This is a genomic window from Actinomycetospora atypica, assembly GCF_042653685.1.
GTDB classification, from domain to species: Bacteria; Actinomycetota; Actinomycetes; order Mycobacteriales; family Pseudonocardiaceae; genus Actinomycetospora; species Actinomycetospora atypica.
Genome location: NZ_JBHSIV010000013.1, coordinates 91,859 through 110,294, shown reverse-complemented (window position 1 = coordinate 110,294; position 18,436 = coordinate 91,859). Strand labels below are relative to the sequence as shown.

Below are 18,436 nucleotides of genomic sequence, written 5' to 3'. Positions count from 1 at the left end.
CCCGGTCCACTACCCGGTCAGCCGCTGCTGCTCCTCGGGCGTCAGGAGCAGGTCGACGAGGCCGGTGGGGTACAGGACGGCCCGGCCCGCGACCACCTCGGCGAGGGGGAGCCAGCGGACCGGCGTGCCCTGGTCGAGGACCGGGCCCGGGTCGGCGCGCTCGTAGAACGAGGGGTCGGCGATCTCGGCCATGTAGAGGACGACGATCTCGTGGCCCGGTCGGCCCTCGAACTCGAAGACGTTCTCCAGCACCCCGCAGGGCGCCACGGCGGTCAGCTGCACCGCGAGCTCCTCCCGGAACTCCCGGTGCAGCGCCTGCTCGGAGAGCTCGCCGAACTCGATCCCGCCGCCGAGCGGTCGGAAGAAGGTCTGGCCCTTCACGGCGTCGTGGCCCTCGAGGACCAGCAGGTCGTCGCCCCGGCGCACGACGCCGAGCACGAGCGGCCGGATCACGGCTGCCGGGCGACGGCGCGCGCCGCCATCTCGTCGAACAGGGTCCCCAGCTCGATCCCCGCGGCCGCCGCCATCATGACGACGACGCTGGTGGGCGCGAACGAGCAGTACGGCCCGGCCTCGAGGAACCAGGGGCGGACGTCGGGGTCGATGCGGAAGTCGAACAGGCCGTAGTCCCGGCAGCCGAGCGCCGTGTGGCAGGCGCGGGCGGCCGCGGCGACGGCGGGGACCACCGGGTCGTCGTCGGGCACCATCCACGCCTTGCCCTCGCCCTTCGCGACGAGGCCCAGCTCCCCCGCGTCGGAGCGCGCGAGCTTGTCGGCCTCGCCGCGGATCGGCGCGAGGTCGCCCACCGGGTACTCCTCGAGCGGCAGCACGACGAGGCCGGCATCACCGTCGAGTGCAGCACCCCGCTCGAGCACGGCGCACCGGACCTCGCGCCCGGCGGGCACGAAGGTCTGCACCAGCGCCTGCGCGGAGTGCTCGAACGCCGCGCGCAGGGCCTCGTCGTACTGGCCCTCGACCCGGACGAGCGTGGTGCCCACCGAGTTGTCGGCGTCGGCGGGCTTCACGACGACGGGCGGGGCCAGGGTCGGGCGCTCCCCCGGCGCGAGGACCTCGGACTCGGGCACGTCGACCCCGGCCGCCGCGACCAGCGCGTTCGCCCGGGGCTTGACCATCGCCGCGGCCATGACCTCGGGGGTGTTCCCGACGTAGGGGACGCCGAGCACGTCGAACAGCGCCCGATAGGACGTCATCCCGGCCGGGCAGAACATCTGCGGCAGCATCACGTCGGGCGCGAGGGCCGCGAGGTGCCCGACCGCCCCGGCGAGGTCGACCGACGGGGCGGCGGCGAGCGCAGCGGGCGAGAGGTCGCGGGGGAAGCACCAGCGCCCGTCGGGCGACACGTGGGCGATCGTGTGGTCGGCGGTGCCGATCGCGGCCAGCGCGTCGCGCGCGTAGAGCCTCGACAGGTCGGCGAAGAACTCGGTGGTGGGCGAGCCGACGAGGTGCAGAACCTTAGTCGCCACCGGGCTCCACCAGCTTCCCGATGTTGACGTCGATCTTGATCCAGTCGCGGCCCTGCACGAGGTTCGCGGCGAGCAGCCACGGGATCTGCAGGTGGTGGACCAGCAGGAAGGGCAGCGGGTCGCGCACCGAGAAGATCGCGTCCTTCCCGCGCAGCACCACCCCGAGCCGCTCGAGCACCGTCGACGGGCGGCTGAGCATCCGCCACAGCTCCTGGTAGAGCCAGTAGGTGGGCCGGCTCGCCTCCGTGGGCCGCAGCGTGCCGGTCGCGTCACCGAGGTAGGCGTCCGCGAGCGCCGCCTCCTGGTCGTGGAACATCGTGATCGCCGAGTGGGTCCGGGGGTTGCACTCGATCGCCCGCACCTCGCCGTCGTCGGTGACGATGAAGTCGAACGAGTACTGGCCGGTGAGCTTGCGGTCGGCGACGAAGCGGGCCACCCAGTCCTCGATGGCGGGGACCTCGACCTGGTCGTAGTTGAGCTGGAACGCCGAGGACTCGCAGCAGCACCACACGGTCAGCGCGCCGTCGCGGGCGGTGCCGTGGGTGCAGTACTCGGTGCCCCGGACGAACTCCTGGAGGATCCACGGGGTGTCGTCGCCGATCGGCTTCGATGCCGCGAACGCCTCGGTCTCCGCGCGGGTCGACAGCGGTAGCGGGGTGAGGTCGAGCCGGTTCACCGCGTCGTACGGGATCGACTTCAGCACGTAGACCGAGCCGGGCGGGGCGTCGAAAGCCGCGACCTCGGCGGCGGAGGTGACGCGGTGCGTGTCGGGCACCCCGAGGCCCGACTCCAGCGCGGCCGCCGCGAACGCCGCCTTGTCGTCGACGGTGCCGATCGCGTCGGCGTCGCCGTGCAGCACCTCGCACCACGGTTCGAGCAGGGGCTTCGCGAGCGCGTCGTACCAGCTCGACGCCGGGCTGCACACCGGGACGTAGACGTCGACGCCCTCCGCGTGGACGACGTCGAGCAGCGCCTGCGCGTAGCCGGGGTCGTCGGGCGCGGGGACGGTGTGGAAGACGTCGACGGCGCGGGAGAACCGGTGGCCCGTGTAGCGGTACTTCGCCTGCTCGACGAGGACCACCCGGTGCCCGGCCGCGTGGAAGGCCCGCGCGAGCGCGAGGGCCTTCGTCATCTTGCCGCCGCTCAGCATCACCGTCCGGCGGTCCGGGGTGGGCCGGGGTTCCTCGTTCCCGACGATCGCCGTGTACAGCAGGGAGCCCGCCGTCACCGCCAGGTTCGCCGGCAGCGCCGCGAGCAGCAGCGCCTGCATCCCGAGGGTCCGCGCGACGCGGTTCACGACACCTCCCGGATGAGCGTGATCCCGTCGCGCAGCGGCACGACGACCTGCTCGACCCGCGGGTCGGCGGCGACGGCCTCGTTGAACTCGCGGACCGCCACCCCGTTCGGCGGCTGCTCGCCCGGGAGCCACGGCTGGCCCTGCATGAGGGTGTTGTCGACGCAGATCAGCCCGCCGGGCGCGAGGAGCCCGTCGGACAGGATCGTCTCGAGGTAGCCGGCGTACCCCGCCTTGTCGGCGTCGACGAAGACGAGGTCGAACCGCTCCCCCGCCAGCGCGGCGAGGGTCTCGGCGGCGGGGCCGACCCGGACGTCGATGCGCCGCCCGGCCGGGGACCGGTCGAACTGGCGTTGCGCGAACGCGGCGACGTCGGCGTCGAGCTCGAGGGCCACGACCCGGCCGTCGTCGGGCAGGGCCTCGGCGAGGGCGAGTGCGGAGTAGCCGGTGAACATCCCGACCTCCAGCACGGACCGCGCCCGGACGGCCCTCGTCAGGACGGCGAGGAACCGGCCCTCGACGTGCCCGGAGAGCATCTCCTGCTCCAGCCCGCCGCCGTGGTCGCGCCAGTCGTGCTCCGCGGTGGCCCGGGCCAGCTCGGCGAGGGCCGGGGACTCCGGGCTCGTCATCGCCTCGACGTAGGGGTCGAGACCGGCGGCGAGGTCGCGGACCGCGACGACCTCGTCCTCCAGCTCCGTCCCCACCGCACGCTTCACGAGGTCGTCGAGGCGCGCGGCGAGGATCGAGACCGGGGTGACCGGGCGCGGGGCACCTGGCGAGGTCATGCCTGCTCGGGCACGACGTACATGTCCTCGCCCTGCCCGGCCCGCGGGTAGCCGGCGACGGTCTCGTTGTGGACGTCGACGGTGGCGGCGAGCTCGTCGGGGGTGAGGTCGTTGATGAAGTAGCACGTGCCGATCGGGCGCGGGACCGCGGCGCGCAGCTCGCCGTTGCGGGTCTGCGTGATCGACTCGGTGGCCTTCGTGAGCAGCTCGGGGGTGAGGTGCGGGCTGGTGAGGGTCAGCCCGATGCGGCTCATGAGCCAGAAGATGCGGTCGCGGTCGCTCACCGAGATGTAGCCGCGCCGCTCGGCCAGGGTGGTCGAGAGCGCCATGTCGATCGAGATCGCGTGGCCGTGGAAGTACGGCGGGTCGGGCGTGAGCTCGATCGTCGGGCTCCACGTGTGCCCGAAGGCGATGACGCGGTCGAGGTCGAGCTCCCAGAGGTTCGGGACCTCGAGCTCGAGCATCGTCCGGATGGCGTCGTAGGTGAGCTGGTGGGCGATCTCGCGCAGCTCGGGCGTGCCGTCGAGGTGACCGAAGCGGGTGTGGAGCAAGTCCTCGCCGTACTTCTCGAGCAGCTCGAAGATGCCGGAGTTGCCGACGGTCGAGATCTTGACGAGCTCGGCCATCCCGTTGCGGACCTGGTCGACCGGGAGGGTCTTCAGGAACGAGAAATCGAGGATGACCTGCTGGGAGGCGTGGAAGGCGCCGAGCCGGTTCTTGTTCTTGCCGTGGTTGACCGCGACCTTGATCGCGACGCTGGCGTCGACGAGCCCGATCAGCGTCGTCGGGATGCGGATGTAGGGCGTCGTCCGGCGGAACAGCGAGCACGCGGTGCCGGTGACGTCGGTGATGAGCCCGCCGCCCACCACGAGGACCGGCTCGAAGCGGTTGAGGCCGAACTCGCCGAACGCGTCGACGATCCGCTCCATCGTGCGCAGCGTCTTGTCGGGCTCGCGGATGAGGATCGGGAAGGTGGTGAGCTCGAGCCCGTGGTGGTCGAAGTAGGCCTGCATCTGCTCGCCGTAGAGCTCGTGCACCGTGCGGTCGACGATCATCAGCGCGCGCCCGTAGGGCCGGTAGGCGTCGGCGAGCTGGGGGTTCGCGGGATCGAAGACGCCGTCGACGTAGACCAGCGAGTAGTCGATCTTCTCGTAGGCCTCGACGTGGAAGGCGGTCTCGGTGGACGTGAGGGTGGGCTGCGGGGCGGCCATGGTGTGGACTCCTGGGACGGGCGGGTATGGCTGGCGATCCGGTGGGGTGGAGCCGGACCGGGGGGTCGTCGGGGCATGCCGACGACACGGCCCGGGGCGAGGTCCGGGCCGTGACGTGGCGATGGTGGGGTCGGGCGGAACCCGACGCGCGTGCTAGGCGAGCGCGCGCAGCTCACCGAGATTGAGGGCGTCGACGCGGGTCGAGGCGGCGGAGAAGTCGTGCGCGGCGGTGTTGGTGTTGGGGAACGCGACGGTGGTGATCCCGGCGGCGTTGGCCGACTCGACCCCGCCGAGGTTGTCCTCGACGGCGACGACGTCACCGGGCTCGACGCCGAGCTCGCGCAGGGCGACCCGGTAGGCCTCGGGGTCGGGCTTGGTGGCCTCGACCTGCGAGGAGTCGACGACCACGTCGAAGTCGGCGGCGCGGATGTCGGGCTCGACGGCGTCGAGCAGGGCCGCGACGTTGGCCTTCGAGGTGGTGGTGACGAGGCCGAGCCGCAGGCCCGACTCCTTCGCGCCGCGGATCACGTCGAGCACGCCGGGGCGCGGCGCGGACTGCTCGGAGGCCAGCGCCTCGCGGAAGAGGCGCGACTTGGTGGCGTGCACGGCCTCGGCGTCGACCGACTGCCCGTGCTGGGAGGCGTAGTCGGCGATCCGCTGGGCGCCGCCGTTGCTCTCGAGCATCGCGAGGTAGTCCTCGCGGCTCCACTCCCAGTCGAGGTCGTGCTCGGCGAAGGCGCGGTTGAACGACTTGCGCTGCAGTTCGGAGGTGTCGACGACGGTGCTGATCGAACCGAAGAGGATGGCGGAGGGCACGGGTCAGGTCTCCCTGCGGTGGCGGCCCGACGGACCGGCGCGACGATGGATGTCCGCCGCCGGTGGCCACCGGGCGACGGGAGAGGCGAGCACCTCGCCCCCTGGCGTACCCGGGGATTGCAGGAGCTAACGTCGGGAGTTCTCCGCCACTCCGCGCAGCAGTGCCCCGGCGGCCACCGCCGCGAGCGCGAGCACCGGCAGCCAGAGGTTCAGCGGGCTCGGCAGCAGGGCCGTCGTGACCGCCACGAGCAGGGCGCCGGCGAGCACCGCGACCACCTGGAACCCGGCCGGGCCGTCGCCCTCGCGGCGGGCGGTACGGCGGTAGCCCGCGAGGATCGACTCGAACTCACCCTGCTCGCGGGGGTCGAGCGGACGCCCGCCGTCATCGGTCACATGCCGGGTTCGCGGCCAGTCGCACGGCGGTTCGTCCCCCGTGTCCGATCACGGTCCACCCCCGGGGGCTCCGGCGCACGCGACGGTGATCGGCGGTCCAGACTGGCGCCCATGACCGACGCCCAGGCCGCCCCCACGGCGGGTCCCGGCACCTCGAAGCCAGCGGCCACACCCCGGGCGCGCTCGACCGGGGTCGACCACCCGTCGGCCCTCGGGGCCGGGGGCGCGGGACTCGCCCTCGGAGCCCTGGGCGTGGCGTTCGGCGACATCGGCACGAGCCCGCTCTACGCGGTGCAGACCGTCTTCTCCATCGACGACGGCGCCGTGCAGCCGACACCGTCGGACGTCTTCGGGGTCGCCTCGCTGATCTTCTGGTCGGTCACGATCGTCGTGACGATCAAGTACATCGTCTTCATGCTGCGCGCCGACAACGACGGCGAGGGCGGGGTGATGGCACTCTCCGCGCTGGTGCACAGTGCGGTGTCGAACCGCCACGCGTCGCTCGCCCTCGGGCTCGGCGTGCTCGGCGCGGCCCTGTTCTCCGGCGACTCGCTGATCACGCCGGCGATCTCGGTGCTCTCCGCGGTGGAGGGCCTCGAGGTCGTCCGCCCCGAGCTCGCCGAGGCGGTGCTGCCGATCGCCGCGGTCATCCTCGCCATGCTGTTCGTGGCCCAACGCCTCGGCACCGAGCGGGTGGGCCGGCTGTTCGGCCCGGTCATGGCCGTGTGGTTCGTGGTGCTGATCGCACTCGGGATCCCGCGCATCGTCGAGTACCCCGAGGTGCTCCTCGGGCTCTCCCCCACCTACATCGTCTCGTTCGTCGTCGACCACCCGTACACGGCGTTCATCGCCATGGGCGCCGTCGTCCTGTCGATCACCGGCGCCGAGGCCCTCTACGCCGACATGGGCCACTTCGGGCGCCGCCCGATCCGGCTGGCGTGGGCGCTGGTGTATCCGGCCCTCATCGTCAACTACCTGGGCCAGGCCGCCCTGATCCTCAACGACCCGGGCGCGGCCTCGAGCTCGTTCTACCTGCTCGCGCCCGGCTGGGCCCGCATCCCGCTGATCGTCCTGGCCACCGCCGCGACCGTGATCGCGTCGCAGGCGGTGATCTCTGGGGCCTACTCGGTGTCCCAGCAGGCCGTGCGCCTGGGCTACCTGCCGCGCCTGACGGTGAAGCACACCTCGCGGCGGGAGAGCGGGCAGATCTACGTCCCGGTGGTCAACTGGCTGCTCTTCGGCGGGGTCCTGATCCTCGTGGCGACGTTCCAGTCGTCCTCGAGACTGGCGACCGCCTACGGGCTCGCGGTCACCGGCACCCTGCTGGTGTCGACGACGCTGCTGATCATGCACGCCGCCACGGCCTGGCAGTGGCCGCGCTGGCGCCTCGTCCTGATCGCCGTGGTGTTCGGCGGGGTCGAGCTCGTCTACTTCGCCGCGAACCTCACCAAGATCACCGAGGGCGGCTGGCTGCCATTGCTCGTCGCGCTGATCGTCATCGTCGTCATGACCACCTGGCAGAGCGGCCGGCGCGTCGTCACCGAGCGGCGGACCGCGCTCGAGGGGTCGCTGCAGGAGTTCGTCGACGACCTGCCCGCGGACGTCGTCCGGGTCCCGGGCACCGCGGTCTTCCCCCATCCGACGTCCGAGACGGCGCCGCTCGCCCTGCGGGCCAACGTCGAGTTCAACCACGTGCTGCACGAGAAGATCGTCATCGTCAGCCTGATCATGGTGCCGGTGCCACACGTCCCGGTCGACGAGCGCCTGACCGTCGACGACCTCGACCACTCCCACGACGGGATCGTCCACGCGAGCGCCCGGTTCGGGTTCACCGACAGCCAGGACCTCCCGGCGGTCCTGCGCCAGGCGTGCCTGATCTCGGACGAGCTCAACGAGGACGACGCCGACGACCCGCTCTACTTCATCTCGAAGATCACGGTCGAGCGCGGCGACGAGCCCGGCCTGCGGCCGTGGCGCAAACGGCTGTTCATCGGGCTGGCCCACAACGCGGCCTCACCGGCCGGGTCGTTCCGGCTGCCCGCGCACCGCACCGTCGTGATGGGCTCGAACATCGACCTCTGACGAGGGCTCAGTCGCGGGAGAAGGCCCAGCCGGCCCAGCGGGCGGTAAGCACCACCATCGCGATCAGCGCGAGCACCATCCCGAAGCCGGGTCCGCTGCCCGGCACGGTGTTCTGCGACCAGACCGCCCACACGCCGGTCACCGAGGTGACGGCGCAGCCGGCGGCCGCGACGAACACGACCACCCAGCGCCGCGACATCACCGACGCCACGGAGAACCCGACCCCGAACACCAGGGCGAGGATCGAGAACAGACGCGGCAGCGCGGTGACCCCGGGCGCGCCCTGGACCACCTCCCAGCCCGACGAGCCGCTCGCGGTCCAGCGCAGCACCGCGGCGAGCAGCAGGACGAGGATCGCGACCGCGACGACCATGATCCTCGGGCCGAAGTCGACCTCGCGGGAGATCGGGGGGCGGGCCGGGCGATCGTCGACGTCGGACGCCGGAGTGTCGAACGGGTCGGGACGGGTCATACCGAGGGGCTCCCCACGGTGCAGCCGGTCGACACCGGCAGGGGCTCGGGAGCACCGAGTGACGGCAACCCCAGAGCGACCCGCGGGGTCGTCGGGCGCGTCCCCGCGGCCTGCGCGTCGCCCGCCTGCGTGCGCCGGTGGGTGAGCACGTCGCCGTCGGCGACCACGTGGTGCGGGGCGCCGTAGGTGCCGCGGACGGTGACGACGTCGCCGGGCCGAACTTCCCGGTCGACGGCGGGGCCGGTCGGCGTGAAGTGCACCAGGCGGCCGTCGCGGGCGCGGCCCGACATCCGGCGGGTGGCGGCGTCCTTGCGGCCCTCGCCGGTGGAGACCAGCAGCTCGAGCTCGCGGCCGACCTGCTCCCGGTTGCCCGCCAGCGACATCTCCTCCTGGAGGGCGACGAGCCGCTCGTACCGTTCCTGGACGACGGCCTTCGGCACCTGGTCGGGCAGCGTCGCGGCCGGGGTCCCGGGGCGCGGTGAGTACTGGAAGGTGAAGGCCTGGGAGAACCGCGACTCCCGCACCACCCGCAGCGTCTCGGCGAAGTCGGCCTCGGTCTCGCCCGGGAACCCGACGATGATGTCGGTGGTCAGTGCCGCGTCGGGCATGGCCTCGCGGACCTCGGCGACGATGTCGAGATAGCGCTTCGCCCGATAGGAACGGCGCATCGCCCGCAGCACCCGGTCGGAGCCCGACTGCAGCGGCATGTGCAGCTGCGGGCAGACGTTGGGCGTCTCGGCCATCGCGGTAATGACGTCGGAGGTGAAGTCGCGCGGGTGCGGGCTGGTGAAGCGGACCCGCTCGAGCCCGTCGATGCCCCCGCAGGCGCGCAGCAGGTCGGCGAACGCGGTGCGCCCGCTCGACCGGTCCTCGAAGTCGACGCCGTAGGCGTTCACGTTCTGCCCGAGCAGCGTCACCTCGAGCACGCCCTCGGCGACGAGGGCCTCCACCTCGCCGAGGACCTCCCCGGGGCGACGGTCGACCTCCTTGCCGCGCAGCGAGGGGACGATGCAGAACGTGCAGGTGTTGTTGCAGCCCACGGAGATCGACACCCAGCCCGAGTAGGCGGAGTCGCGGCGCGCGGGCAGGTGCGAGGGGAACGTCTCGAGCGCCTCGAGGATCTCCACCTGGGCCTCGCCGTTGTGCCGCGCCCGCTCGAGCAGGGCGGGCAGCGACCCCACGTTGTGGGTGCCGAACACGACGTCGACCCACGGGGCCTTCCTCGTGACGACCTCGCGGTCCTTCTGGGCGAGGCACCCGCCGACCGCGATCTGCTGGTCGGGCCGGGCGGCCTTCGTCGGCGCGAGGCGCCCCAGCTGGCCGTAGAGCTTGTTGTCGGCGTTCTCGCGCACCGCGCAGGTGTTGAACACGACCAGGTCGGCGCTCTCGACGTCGTCGTCGGGCGGCGCGGGCTCCCAGCCGGCCTCGACGAGCACGCCGGCGAGGCGCTCGGAGTCGTGCACGTTCATCTGGCACCCGTGGGTGCGGATGGCGAAGGTCCGCGCCGGGGCGGGCGCAGCGACGGGAGAGGGGCTAGCGGTCATCACCGGCCAGGATAGGCCCGGCCCCCGTCACCAGCCCCTCCGCGTCGACCTCCGTCCCACCCTCCGATGTCGTGCGACCTGGCAGGCTCGCCGGGGTGACCACCCGGACGCCTTCACGCCGCACGGTGCTGGGGGCCGGCGGCGCGCTGGCGCTCGGGGCCGGGATCGGCCTCGGGGCGGCGGGGTGCGCCGGGGACGCGGACGGGGTGCCGATCGCCCTCGCCAGTGGGACGCCCGCCGGGGTCTACCACCGGCTCGGCGCGGCCCTGGTGGACCTGTGGGGCACCGACCTCGGGGCCCGGACCTCGCTGCTCGACAGCCAGGGCTCGGTGGACAACGTCGGGATGCTCGCCGCGGGGCTCGCCGACGTCGCCTTCTGCGCGGTCGACGTGGCCGCCGACGGCGCGGTCGACGGGGCCCGCCCGGAGCGCCCCCTGCAGGCGCTCGCGCGGATGCACGACGACGCCGTCCACGTCGTCGTGCCGGCCTCGTCGGACGTCCGGCGGCTCGCCGACCTGCGCGGACGCCGGGTGTCGGTGGGCGCGCCCAACTCCGGGGTGCTCGTGATCGCGCCCCGCCTGCTCGCGACCGTCGGCCTGTCCCCGGAGTCCGGCCTCGTGGCGTCGATGCTCGGGCTCGGGGACTCCGTGGCCGCGCTGCGCGCCGGGGTGATCGACGCGTTCTTCTGGTCGGGCGGGGTCCCGACGGCCGGGGTCGAGGACCTGGCGCGCAGCGTCCCGCTCCGGCTCCTGGACCTGACCGGCGAGGTCGACGCCCTGCGCCGGGTCTACCCGGTCTACGACGTCACGACGGTGCCCGCCCGCGCCTACGGGATCGGGGACCCCGTGACGACCGTGTCGGTCCGCAACGTCCTCGTCGTGACCGCCGCGATGGAGACCACGACGGCCCGCGGGCTCACCCGCGTGCTCCTGGACCGGGTCCCCGCGCTCGCCGCCGCCGACCCGGCCGGACGCAGCGTCGACCCCCGCACGGCCATCGGCACCCAGCCGGTGCCGCTGCACGCCGGCGCCGCCGAGGCCTACCGCGCGGCGAAGCCGTCCTAGGGTTCACCGGCCGAGCCGTCCTGGGCCCGGGGCCAGCGCAGGACCACGCGGAGCCCGCCGTCGTCGGGCAGCTCCAGCGCCAGCTCCGCCCCGGCCCGCTCGGCCCCGCGGGCGGCGATCGCGAGCCCCAGCCCCGACCCCGTGGGGGTTCCGTTCCCGGGCAGCCCCTCCCGGTCGCCGCGCCAGAACCGCTCCGTGGCGCGGACCAGCTCCTCCGGGCGCAGACCCGGCCCGTGGTCGCGGACCGCGATCTCGACGGCCCCCTCCACCCGGGCCGTCGTCAGCTCCACCGCCCCGCCGGGCGGGGAGTACTTGACGGCGTTGTCGAGCACCGCGTCGAGCACGGTCGCGACGGTCAGGGGGTCGGAGCGCACGACGAGGCCGCCGGGGCCCGCGCGGTGCAGTCGCAGCCCCTCGTGCTCGGCGAGGACCTCCCAGGTCTCCACGCGTTCGTCGAGCACCGGGTCCACCCGCATCTCGACGGTCGTGGCCACCCGGCCCTCGGTCCGGGCGAGGGCCAGCATCGCGTCGAGCACCGCGGAGAGCCGGTCGACCTCCTCGATCGCCGCGCCGGGGCCGTCGCGGACCTCGGCCGGCACGGTCATCCCGTCGAGGTCCTCGGCCAGGGTCGCCAGCCGCAGCCGCAGCGCCGTGAGCGGGTTGCGCAGCTGGTGCCCGGCGTCGGCGACGAAGGCCTGCTGGGCCTCGAGCGTGCCGGTCACGGTGGCGGCCATGGCGTCGAAGTCCCGTGTCAGCCGCCGCAGCTCGGGCGGCCCGCGCTCCGCCCCCACCGGCACCGCGGGGCGGCCCGCCCGCACCGCCGCGGCCACCCGCGCCGTCCCGGCGTCGAGCCGCTCCACCGGGGCGAGGATCCAGCGCACCGTCGGGAGCACCGCCAGCGCCGCCGTCAGGCCGAGCGCCGCGGCCCCGGCCACCGCCAGCGCCGCCCAGGCGAGGAGCACGTCGGTGCGCAGCGTCCCGGTCGGCGACACCGTGACGGCGGCCCCGCGCACCTCGCCGCCCACCAGGACCGGTTCGGCCAGCAGCATCGGGCGCGCGTCCCACGGCCAGACCGTCCCGTGGGGCGGGGACCGGCGGCCGGCCAGCGCGAGGTCGATGCGCGCCGCGTCGCCGTCGGAGATGCCCGCGAGCGGGTCGGGTCGGGACGCGGCGAGCACGTCGCCCTGCCGGTCGAGGATCGCGGCGGGGGCCCCGAACAGCTCGTCGTAGCGGGCGAGCTCGGCCCCCAGGGCGGCCGTGTCGGAGTCGGTGACGGGGCGCTGGGCGAGGGCCGCGAAGCGGGTGGTGTCGCCGAGCCGGTCGGTGAACATCTCCGAGGTCGACGCCGTCGCGGTGGCGATCGCCAGCGGCACCCCGAGGCCGAGCACCACGGCCACCACCAGCACCGACACCACGACGAGCAGCCGGGTCCGCACGTCAGGTCCCCAGCCGGTACCCCACGCCACGGACCGTGGCGACGAGCTCCGGGCGCCCGAGCTTCGTGCGCAGGGTCGCGACGTGGACGTCGAGCGTCCGGTTGGCGCCCGGCCACGTCCTCCCCCACACCTCCGCGACGATCCGCTCGCGCGAGCACACCGCCCCGCCCGCGCGGGCGAGCAGGGCGAGCACCGCGAACTCCTTGCGGCTCAGCGCCACCGGCGACCCCTCGTCGCGCACCTCGCGGCGCGCCAGGTCCACCACGACCCCGCCCGGGAGGTCCACCACGTCCACCGGGGACCCGGCGGGCCGGCGCCGCAGCACGGTGTGGATGCGGGCGACCAGCTCCCCCGCGTCGTAGGGCTTGACCAGGTAGTCGTCGGCGCCGGAGTGCAGGCCGAGGATGCGGTCGTCGACCTCGCCGCGGGCGCTCACCACGATCACCGGGGTGTCCCCGGCCGCGCGGATGCGGCGGCAGACCTCGATGCCGTCGACGTCGGGCAGGCCGAGGTCGAGCAGCACGACGTCGATCCCCGCCAGGTGCGACACGACGTCGCGGCCGACGGCCAGCCGGACGACCTCGATCTGCTGGCGTCCGAGGGCGGTCCGCAGGGCGGCGGCGACCCGGTCGTCGTCCTCCACCAGCAGGATCCGCACCGGCCGCGCCCCTCCCCGTCGCTCCGCCCGCCCCGTCACGTTTCCCCGGCGTCAAGCCAACCCTAAGCCTTCCTCAAGAGCCCTGGGCAGTTCGTCAACCCCCCGGCAAGGTGCGCATCGGGCGGACGACCGTGAGGAGGACCACTCATGACGACACCGATGGTGCGTCTCGCCGGGGTGAACAAGCACTTCGGCGAACTCCACGTGCTGCGCGAGATCGATCTCGAGATCGGCCGCGGCGAGGTGGTCGTCGTGCTCGGGCCCTCCGGCTCGGGCAAGTCGACGCTGTGCCGGGCGATCAACCGCCTGGAGCCGATCGACTCCGGCACCGTCGAGATCGACGGCACCGAGCTGCCGGCGGAGGGCAAGGAGCTCGCCGCGCTGCGCAGCGACGTGGGCATGGTGTTCCAGCAGTTCAACCTGTTCGCCCACAAGACGATCCTCGAGAACGTCACCCTCGCGCCCACGAAGGTGCGCAAGAAGTCCAAGGGTGAGGCCGAGGAGCGGGCGCGGGCGCTGCTCGACCGCGTCAACATCGGCGAGCAGGCCAACAAGTACCCCGCGCAGCTCTCCGGCGGGCAGCAGCAGCGGGTCGCGATCGCCCGGGCGCTCGCCATGGATCCCAAGGTCATGCTCTTCGACGAGCCCACCTCGGCCCTCGACCCGGAGATGGTCGGCGAGGTCATCGAGGTCATGGCCGACCTCGCCCGCGACGGCATGACGATGGTCGTGGTCACCCACGAGATGGGCTTCGCCCGCCGGGCCGCGCACCGCGTGGTGTTCATGGCCGACGGCGAGATCGTCGAGGACTCCACGCCCGACGCCTTCTTCAGCCGCCCCTCCTCGGAGCGGGCGCGCGACTTCCTCGGCAAGATCCTCACCCACTAAGGAGAACGATGCGACGCGTATCCGGCGTCCGTGCGGTCGGCGTCCTGCTCGCCCTCGCGGCCCTGCTCCTCGGGGCGGCGTGTGGTCGCGAGGGCGGCCCCGGCGCGGCGGCCCCGACCGGCCTGACCTACCCGGTCGCCCAGAACGTCCAGGTCCCCGGCTCCGCGACCTTCGCGAAGATCCAGCAGGCCGGCCGCGTCAAGATGGGCGTGAAGAACGACCAGCCCGGTCTCGGCGTCCAGGACCCGACCACCGGCCAGTACACCGGCTTCGACGTCGAGATGGGCCGCATGATCGCCGCGGGCCTCGGCATCCCCGCCGACCGCATCGACTACGTGGTGGTCCCCTCCGCCGCCCGCGAGGACGCGATCTCCCGCGGCGACGTCGACTACTACGTCGGCACCTACACGATCAACGACAACCGTAAGCAGCGCGTCGGCTTCGCCGGCCCGTACTTCCTCGCCGGCCAGGACCTCCTCGTCCGCGCCGACGACCCGTCGATCACCGGCCCGACGACGCTGCAGGGCAAGCGGGTCTGCTCGGTCACCGGCTCCACCCCGATCCAGCGGGTGCGCCAGCAGAACCTGACGGCCAACGTCGTCGAGTTCCAGAACTACTCGCAGTGCGTCGACCAGCTGATCGCCAACCAGGTCGACGCCGTCACCACCGACGACGCGATCCTCAAGGGCTTCGCCGCCCAGGACCCGCAGCGTCTCAAGGTCGTCGGCCAGGTCTTCTCCCAGGAGCCCTACGGCGTCGGCGTGGCCCGCGACGACGTCGCGTTCCGCGCCAAGGTCAACGACCTGATCCAGCAGGCCGAGACCGACGGCACCTGGCAGCGCATCTACGACGCGACGCTCGGCAAGTCGGGCACGCCCGCCACCCCGCCCGCGATCCAGAGGTACTGACGCCGGTGAGCACTGATCCGTGCCCGGGCACGGATCAGTGCTCACGGGCCGACCGGAGGGAGGCACCCCGTGGACGTCCTGTTCGACAACCTCGGTGAGTTCGGCATCCGCTTCCTCGGCACGATCGAGCTGTTCGTCCTCTCCTCGATCGCGTCCCTGGTGCTGGGCACCCTGCTCGCCGCCATGCGGGTCAGCCCCGTCCCCGCCCTGCGGGTCACCGGGACCGCCTACGTGACGCTGCTGCGCAACACCCCGCTGACCCTGGTGATGTTCTTCTTCGCGCTGGGCTTCCCGCGCCTGGAGATCGTCGACCTGAGCTACTTCACCCTCGCGGTCGTCGCGCTGTCGCTCTACACGGCGGCGTTCGTCTGCGAGACCGTCCGCGCCGGCATCTCCACGGTGCCGCCCGGGCAGGCGGAGGCAGCCCGCGCCCTCGGGCTCGGCTTCGGCCAGTCGCTCTCGCTGATCATCCTGCCGCAGGCGGTGCGGGCGGTCGTCCCGCCGCTGACCAGCGTGCAGATCGCGCTGATCAAGAACACCACCGTCGCCGCCGGCTTCTCGGTGGTCGAGGCGGGCGGCATCTACCAGGTGCTCTCCGAGCGCGGCTACTCCACCCTCGTCGGGCTCCTCTGGGTGGCGCTCGGCTTCATCGTGCTGATCATCCCGATGACGCTGCTGCAACGCTCGCTCGAGCGTCGCTGGTCGGTCTCGTCGGGTGGCGCGGTCAAGGCGGGTGCCCGATGAGCGCCCCCACCGCCGTCCTGTTCGACGTCCCCGGCCCGAAGGCCCGGGTCCGCCACGGCGCCCTCGGGGTCGTCGCGGTCATCGTCGTGGCCGCCCTGCTGGCCTTCATCGTCGTGCGGCTGGCCGCGACCGGTCAGTTCGACGCCGCCGTGTGGGAGTGGATCCTCTACGAGAACATCCAGCTCGCCCTGCTCGACGGCCTGCTCAACACGCTGCGGGCGTTCGCGCTCGGGGCCGTGCTGGCGCTGGTCTTCGGGGCGGTCTTCGCGCTCGGCCGGCTCTCCGACCACGCGTGGCTCCGGGGCGTCTCGACCGCCGTGGTCGAGTTCTTCCGGGCCATCCCGCTCGTCGTGCTGATGTTCATCTTCTACTTCGGCATGCCCTCGGTCGGGGTGACGGTCTCGACCTTCACCGCGGTCGTGGCGGGACTGACCCTCTACAACGGCTCGGTGCTCGCGGAGATCTTCCGCTCCGGCGTCCAGGCCGTCCCGCGGGGCCAGTCCGAGGCGGCCTACGCGCTGGGCATGCGCAAGTCGGGCGTGATGCGGTTCGTCCTGCTCCCGCAGGCCGTCCGGTCGATGCTCCCGACGATCGTCAGCCAGCTCGTCGTCCTGCTCAAGGACTCCGCGCTCGGGTTCCTGATCCTCTACCCCGAGCTGCTCTACCAGGCCCGCCTGCTCGGCAGCTCCGGCCAGCTCGGGCGGCCGCTGCTGCCCGTGGCGTTCGTCGTGGCGCTCGTCTACATCACGCTGTGCCTGCTGCTCGCGGCGCTCGCCTCGTACCTGGAGCGTCGTTCCCGACGATCGCCGGTGGCGGCTCCGGTGCTCGCCGACGACGGGGCGTAGGGGCTCCTCGAGTCCTCGGGTTCCGGACGGACGGCGCGTTCGTCACCTTCTCCGGTGACGAGCGGGCCGTTCGTCCGTTCTGCCCGGGCAGGATTCGCGCCCGCCGGGGCCGCCTGGTGTGCTGGTGATCGTCCGGGCCGGCGAAGCGGAGGCGACATGTCACGGATCCTGATCACCGGGTCGTCCGACGGGCTCGGGCTGATGTCCGCCCGGCACCTGGCCGACGAGGGACACGCGGTCACGCTGCACGCCCGCACCCCGGAGCGCGCCGGGGACGCCCGCGAGGCGCTGCCCGGGGCCGAGCACGTCGTGGTCGGCGACGTGTCCACCATCGCCGGGGTCCGCGCCGTGGCCGAGCAGGCCGCGTCCACCGGCCCCTTCGACGCCGTGATCCACAACGTCGGCATCGGCTACCGCGAGCCCCGGCGGGTGGAGACCGTCGACGGGCTGGAGCACGTGTTCGCGGTCAACGTGCTCGCGCCCTACCTGCTCACCGCCCTGCTCCCCCGGCCCCGCCGGCTCGTCTACCTCAGCTCGGGGATGGCGCGCGGCGGCAGCGCCGAGCTCGACGACCTCCAGTGGGAGCACCGCCGCTGGAACGGGGCGCAGGCGTACTCGGACAGCAAGCTGCTCGACACGGTCCTGGCCTTCGGCGTCGCCCGGCGGTGGCCCGACGTCCTCGCGAACACCGTCGAGCCCGGCTGGGTGCCCACCCGGATGGGCGGGCCGGGCGCCCCCGACGACATGGCGCTCGCGCCGGTCACCCAGGCCTGGCTGGCCGCCGGGGAGGACCCGGCGACGCAGGTGACCGCGACCCACTTCCGCCACCAGCGGCCCCGGCCGGCCCCGGCTCCGGCGGAGTCGTCGAGCCACCAGGACGCGCTGCTCGACTACTGCGCCGGGCTCACCGGGACCCCGTTGCCGACCTAGGTGCCGCCGAACTGGATCGTGGCCGACCTAGGTGCCGGCCGGGCCGATCGAGTCGGCCGGCAGCGGGGAGCCGTTGTCGGGCCCCGCGCCGTCGAGCGAGAGCTTGCCCGTGGCGTCGCGGCGCTCCAGCTCCTCCCGTTTGAAGATCTTCTTGCCGAGCCACACCAGCGGGTCGTACTTGCGGTCGACGACGCGCTCCTTCATGGGGATCAGCGCGTTGTCCGTGATCTTGATGTGCTCGGGGCAGACCTCGGTGCAGCACTTGGTGATGTTGCAGTACCCGAGGCCGTGGTCCTCCTGGGCCTCCTCCTTGCGGTTGCGGACGTCGAGGGGGTGCATGTCGAGCTCGGCGATCCGCATGAGGTAGCGCGGGCCGGCGAACTCGGTCTTGTTCTCCTCGTGGTCGCGCACCGCGTGACAGGTGTTCTGGCACAGGAAGCACTCGATGCACTTGCGGAACTCCTGCGGCCGCTCCACGTCGAGCTGGTCCATCCGGTACTCGCCGGGCGCCAGGTCCTCCGGCGGGGCGAACGACGGGATCTCGCGCGCCTTCACGTAGTTGAAGTCGACGTCGGTGACCAGGTCGCGGATCACCGGGAACGTCCGCAGCGGCGTGATCGTGACGGTCTCGTCGGCGTCGAAGGTCGACATCCGCGTCATGCACATCAGCCGCGGCCGCCCGTTGATCTCGGCCGAGCAGCTGCCGCACTTGCCCGCCTTGCAGTTCCAGCGCACCGCGAGGTCGCCGGCCTGCGTGGCCTGCAGCCGGTGCACGATGTCGAGGACGACCTCGCCCTCCATGACCTCCACGTCGAACGGCTGCAGCTCCCCCTCGCCGGTGTGGTCGCCGCGCCAGACCTCGAACTTCGCCCGGTAGCCCAT

General features: G+C 73.1%; 19 protein-coding genes. 7 read left to right on the top strand and 12 right to left on the bottom strand.

Annotation, left to right across the window (positions count from 1 at the left end; translation table 11 throughout):
- Window positions 1-9 precede the first annotated feature (9 nt).
- The 7 genes from ACFPBZ_RS14530 to ACFPBZ_RS14500 form a co-directional block, all read right to left on the bottom strand.
- On the bottom strand, window positions 10-453 hold the full coding sequence (locus ACFPBZ_RS14530) for an NUDIX hydrolase (protein WP_378036783.1): 444 nt from the start codon (window positions 451-453) through the stop codon (window positions 10-12).
- A complete protein-coding gene (locus tag ACFPBZ_RS14525) occupies window positions 450-1,484 on the bottom strand; it encodes a D-alanine--D-alanine ligase family protein (protein WP_378036782.1) in 1,035 nt (344 codons plus the stop codon). Before ACFPBZ_RS14525 ends, ACFPBZ_RS14530 begins: the two co-directional genes overlap by 4 nt.
- Window positions 1,474-2,781: an ATP-grasp domain-containing protein gene (locus tag ACFPBZ_RS14520; protein ID WP_378036781.1), complete on the bottom strand. Its 1,308-nt coding sequence runs from the start codon at window positions 2,779-2,781 to the stop codon at window positions 1,474-1,476. Before ACFPBZ_RS14520 ends, ACFPBZ_RS14525 begins: the two co-directional genes overlap by 11 nt.
- A complete protein-coding gene (locus tag ACFPBZ_RS14515; RefSeq protein WP_378036780.1) occupies window positions 2,778-3,563 on the bottom strand; it encodes an O-methyltransferase in 786 nt (261 codons plus the stop codon). Before ACFPBZ_RS14515 ends, ACFPBZ_RS14520 begins: the two co-directional genes overlap by 4 nt.
- Entirely contained in the window at window positions 3,560-4,774 is a 1,215-nt protein-coding gene (locus ACFPBZ_RS14510) for a sedoheptulose 7-phosphate cyclase (protein WP_378036779.1), read from the bottom strand. Before ACFPBZ_RS14510 ends, ACFPBZ_RS14515 begins: the two co-directional genes overlap by 4 nt.
- A 153-nt stretch (window positions 4,775-4,927) precedes the next feature.
- Window positions 4,928-5,590, bottom strand: a complete 663-nt coding sequence (locus tag ACFPBZ_RS14505) for an HAD family hydrolase (RefSeq protein WP_378036778.1) — start codon at window positions 5,588-5,590, stop codon at window positions 4,928-4,930.
- A gap of 126 nt (window positions 5,591-5,716) precedes the next feature.
- Window positions 5,717-5,983 (bottom strand): hypothetical protein, encoded by a 267-nt coding sequence (locus ACFPBZ_RS14500; protein WP_378036777.1) that lies wholly within the window; start codon window positions 5,981-5,983, stop codon window positions 5,717-5,719.
- 111 nt (window positions 5,984-6,094) lie between these two features.
- Here ACFPBZ_RS14500 and ACFPBZ_RS14495 point away from each other — a divergent pair, with 111 nt between their 5' ends.
- The gene (locus ACFPBZ_RS14495; protein ID WP_378036776.1) at window positions 6,095-8,065 is read left to right on the top strand and encodes a potassium transporter Kup; all 1,971 of its coding nucleotides are present in this window, start codon (window positions 6,095-6,097) and stop codon (window positions 8,063-8,065) included.
- Window positions 8,066-8,072: 7 nt separating this feature from the next.
- Here ACFPBZ_RS14495 and ACFPBZ_RS14490 read toward each other — a convergent pair whose 3' ends face one another.
- The gene (locus ACFPBZ_RS14490; protein WP_378036775.1) at window positions 8,073-8,537 is read right to left on the bottom strand and encodes an Rv2732c family membrane protein; all 465 of its coding nucleotides are present in this window, start codon (window positions 8,535-8,537) and stop codon (window positions 8,073-8,075) included.
- Entirely contained in the window at window positions 8,534-10,081 is a 1,548-nt protein-coding gene (gene miaB / locus ACFPBZ_RS14485; RefSeq protein ID WP_378036774.1) for a tRNA (N6-isopentenyl adenosine(37)-C2)-methylthiotransferase MiaB, read from the bottom strand. Before miaB ends, ACFPBZ_RS14490 begins: the two co-directional genes overlap by 4 nt.
- Window positions 10,082-10,176: 95 nt before the next feature.
- On the opposite strand from miaB, the gene ACFPBZ_RS14480 reads away from it, so the two are divergent.
- Window positions 10,177-11,145: a TAXI family TRAP transporter solute-binding subunit gene (locus ACFPBZ_RS14480; RefSeq protein ID WP_378036773.1), complete on the top strand. Its 969-nt coding sequence runs from the start codon at window positions 10,177-10,179 to the stop codon at window positions 11,143-11,145.
- On the opposite strand, the gene ACFPBZ_RS14475 is transcribed toward ACFPBZ_RS14480, so the two are convergent.
- Together ACFPBZ_RS14475 and ACFPBZ_RS14470 are read right to left on the bottom strand one after the other, a co-directional pair.
- Window positions 11,142-12,581: a sensor histidine kinase gene (locus ACFPBZ_RS14475; RefSeq protein WP_378036772.1), complete on the bottom strand. Its 1,440-nt coding sequence runs from the start codon at window positions 12,579-12,581 to the stop codon at window positions 11,142-11,144. The two genes, ACFPBZ_RS14480 and ACFPBZ_RS14475, sit on opposite strands and share 4 nt — an antisense overlap.
- A gap of 1 nt (window position 12,582) precedes the next feature.
- The gene (locus ACFPBZ_RS14470) at window positions 12,583-13,239 is read right to left on the bottom strand and encodes a response regulator transcription factor (RefSeq protein ID WP_378036771.1); all 657 of its coding nucleotides are present in this window, start codon (window positions 13,237-13,239) and stop codon (window positions 12,583-12,585) included.
- A gap of 159 nt (window positions 13,240-13,398) precedes the next feature.
- On the opposite strand from ACFPBZ_RS14470, the gene ACFPBZ_RS14465 reads away from it, so the two are divergent.
- The 5 genes from ACFPBZ_RS14465 to ACFPBZ_RS14445 all read left to right on the top strand — a co-directional run bounded on the left by ACFPBZ_RS14465 (window position 13,399) and on the right by ACFPBZ_RS14445 (window position 17,554).
- The gene (locus ACFPBZ_RS14465) at window positions 13,399-14,127 is read left to right on the top strand and encodes an amino acid ABC transporter ATP-binding protein (RefSeq protein WP_378036799.1); all 729 of its coding nucleotides are present in this window, start codon (window positions 13,399-13,401) and stop codon (window positions 14,125-14,127) included.
- 8 nt (window positions 14,128-14,135) lie between these two features.
- The gene (locus ACFPBZ_RS14460; protein WP_378036770.1) at window positions 14,136-15,035 is read left to right on the top strand and encodes a glutamate ABC transporter substrate-binding protein; all 900 of its coding nucleotides are present in this window, start codon (window positions 14,136-14,138) and stop codon (window positions 15,033-15,035) included.
- 69 nt (window positions 15,036-15,104) lie between these two features.
- Window positions 15,105-15,779 carry an amino acid ABC transporter permease gene (locus tag ACFPBZ_RS14455; RefSeq protein WP_378036769.1) on the top strand — a complete coding sequence of 225 codons (675 nt, stop codon included), beginning with the start codon at window positions 15,105-15,107 and terminating at the stop codon, window positions 15,777-15,779.
- Complete coding sequence (locus ACFPBZ_RS14450; RefSeq protein ID WP_378036768.1) at window positions 15,776-16,624, top strand: amino acid ABC transporter permease; 849 nt, start codon at window positions 15,776-15,778, stop codon at window positions 16,622-16,624. The genes ACFPBZ_RS14455 and ACFPBZ_RS14450 overlap by 4 nt, the downstream gene beginning before the upstream one ends.
- Window positions 16,625-16,780: 156 nt before the next feature.
- Window positions 16,781-17,554, top strand: a complete 774-nt coding sequence (locus ACFPBZ_RS14445; protein WP_378036767.1) for an SDR family NAD(P)-dependent oxidoreductase — start codon at window positions 16,781-16,783, stop codon at window positions 17,552-17,554.
- A gap of 27 nt (window positions 17,555-17,581) precedes the next feature.
- Here ACFPBZ_RS14445 and ACFPBZ_RS14440 read toward each other — a convergent pair whose 3' ends face one another.
- Complete coding sequence (locus ACFPBZ_RS14440) at window positions 17,582-18,436, bottom strand: succinate dehydrogenase/fumarate reductase iron-sulfur subunit (RefSeq protein WP_378036766.1); 855 nt, start codon at window positions 18,434-18,436, stop codon at window positions 17,582-17,584.

What these genes read in the sequence shown, in the direction of transcription:
- ACFPBZ_RS14510 (WP_378036779.1), bottom strand. Translation starts at nt 4,774, where the DNA reads ATGGCCGCCCCGCAGCCCACCCTCACGTCCACCGAGACCGCCTTCCAC.
- ACFPBZ_RS14490 (WP_378036775.1), bottom strand. Translation starts at nt 8,537, where the DNA reads ATGACCCGTCCCGACCCGTTCGACACTCCGGCGTCCGACGTCGACGAT.
- miaB (WP_378036774.1), bottom strand. Translation starts at nt 10,081, where the DNA reads ATGACCGCTAGCCCCTCTCCCGTCGCTGCGCCCGCCCCGGCGCGGACC.
- ACFPBZ_RS14515 (WP_378036780.1), bottom strand. Translation starts at nt 3,563, where the DNA reads ATGACCTCGCCAGGTGCCCCGCGCCCGGTCACCCCGGTCTCGATCCTC.
- ACFPBZ_RS14495 (WP_378036776.1), top strand. Translation starts at nt 6,095, where the DNA reads ATGACCGACGCCCAGGCCGCCCCCACGGCGGGTCCCGGCACCTCGAAG.
- ACFPBZ_RS14445 (WP_378036767.1), top strand. Translation starts at nt 16,781, where the DNA reads ATGTCACGGATCCTGATCACCGGGTCGTCCGACGGGCTCGGGCTGATG.
- ACFPBZ_RS14440 (WP_378036766.1), bottom strand. Translation starts at nt 18,436, where the DNA reads ATGGGCTACCGGGCGAAGTTCGAGGTCTGGCGCGGCGACCACACCGGC.
- ACFPBZ_RS14465 (WP_378036799.1), top strand. Translation starts at nt 13,399, where the DNA reads ATGGTGCGTCTCGCCGGGGTGAACAAGCACTTCGGCGAACTCCACGTG.
- ACFPBZ_RS14450 (WP_378036768.1), top strand. Translation starts at nt 15,776, where the DNA reads ATGAGCGCCCCCACCGCCGTCCTGTTCGACGTCCCCGGCCCGAAGGCC.
- ACFPBZ_RS14460 (WP_378036770.1), top strand. Translation starts at nt 14,136, where the DNA reads ATGCGACGCGTATCCGGCGTCCGTGCGGTCGGCGTCCTGCTCGCCCTC.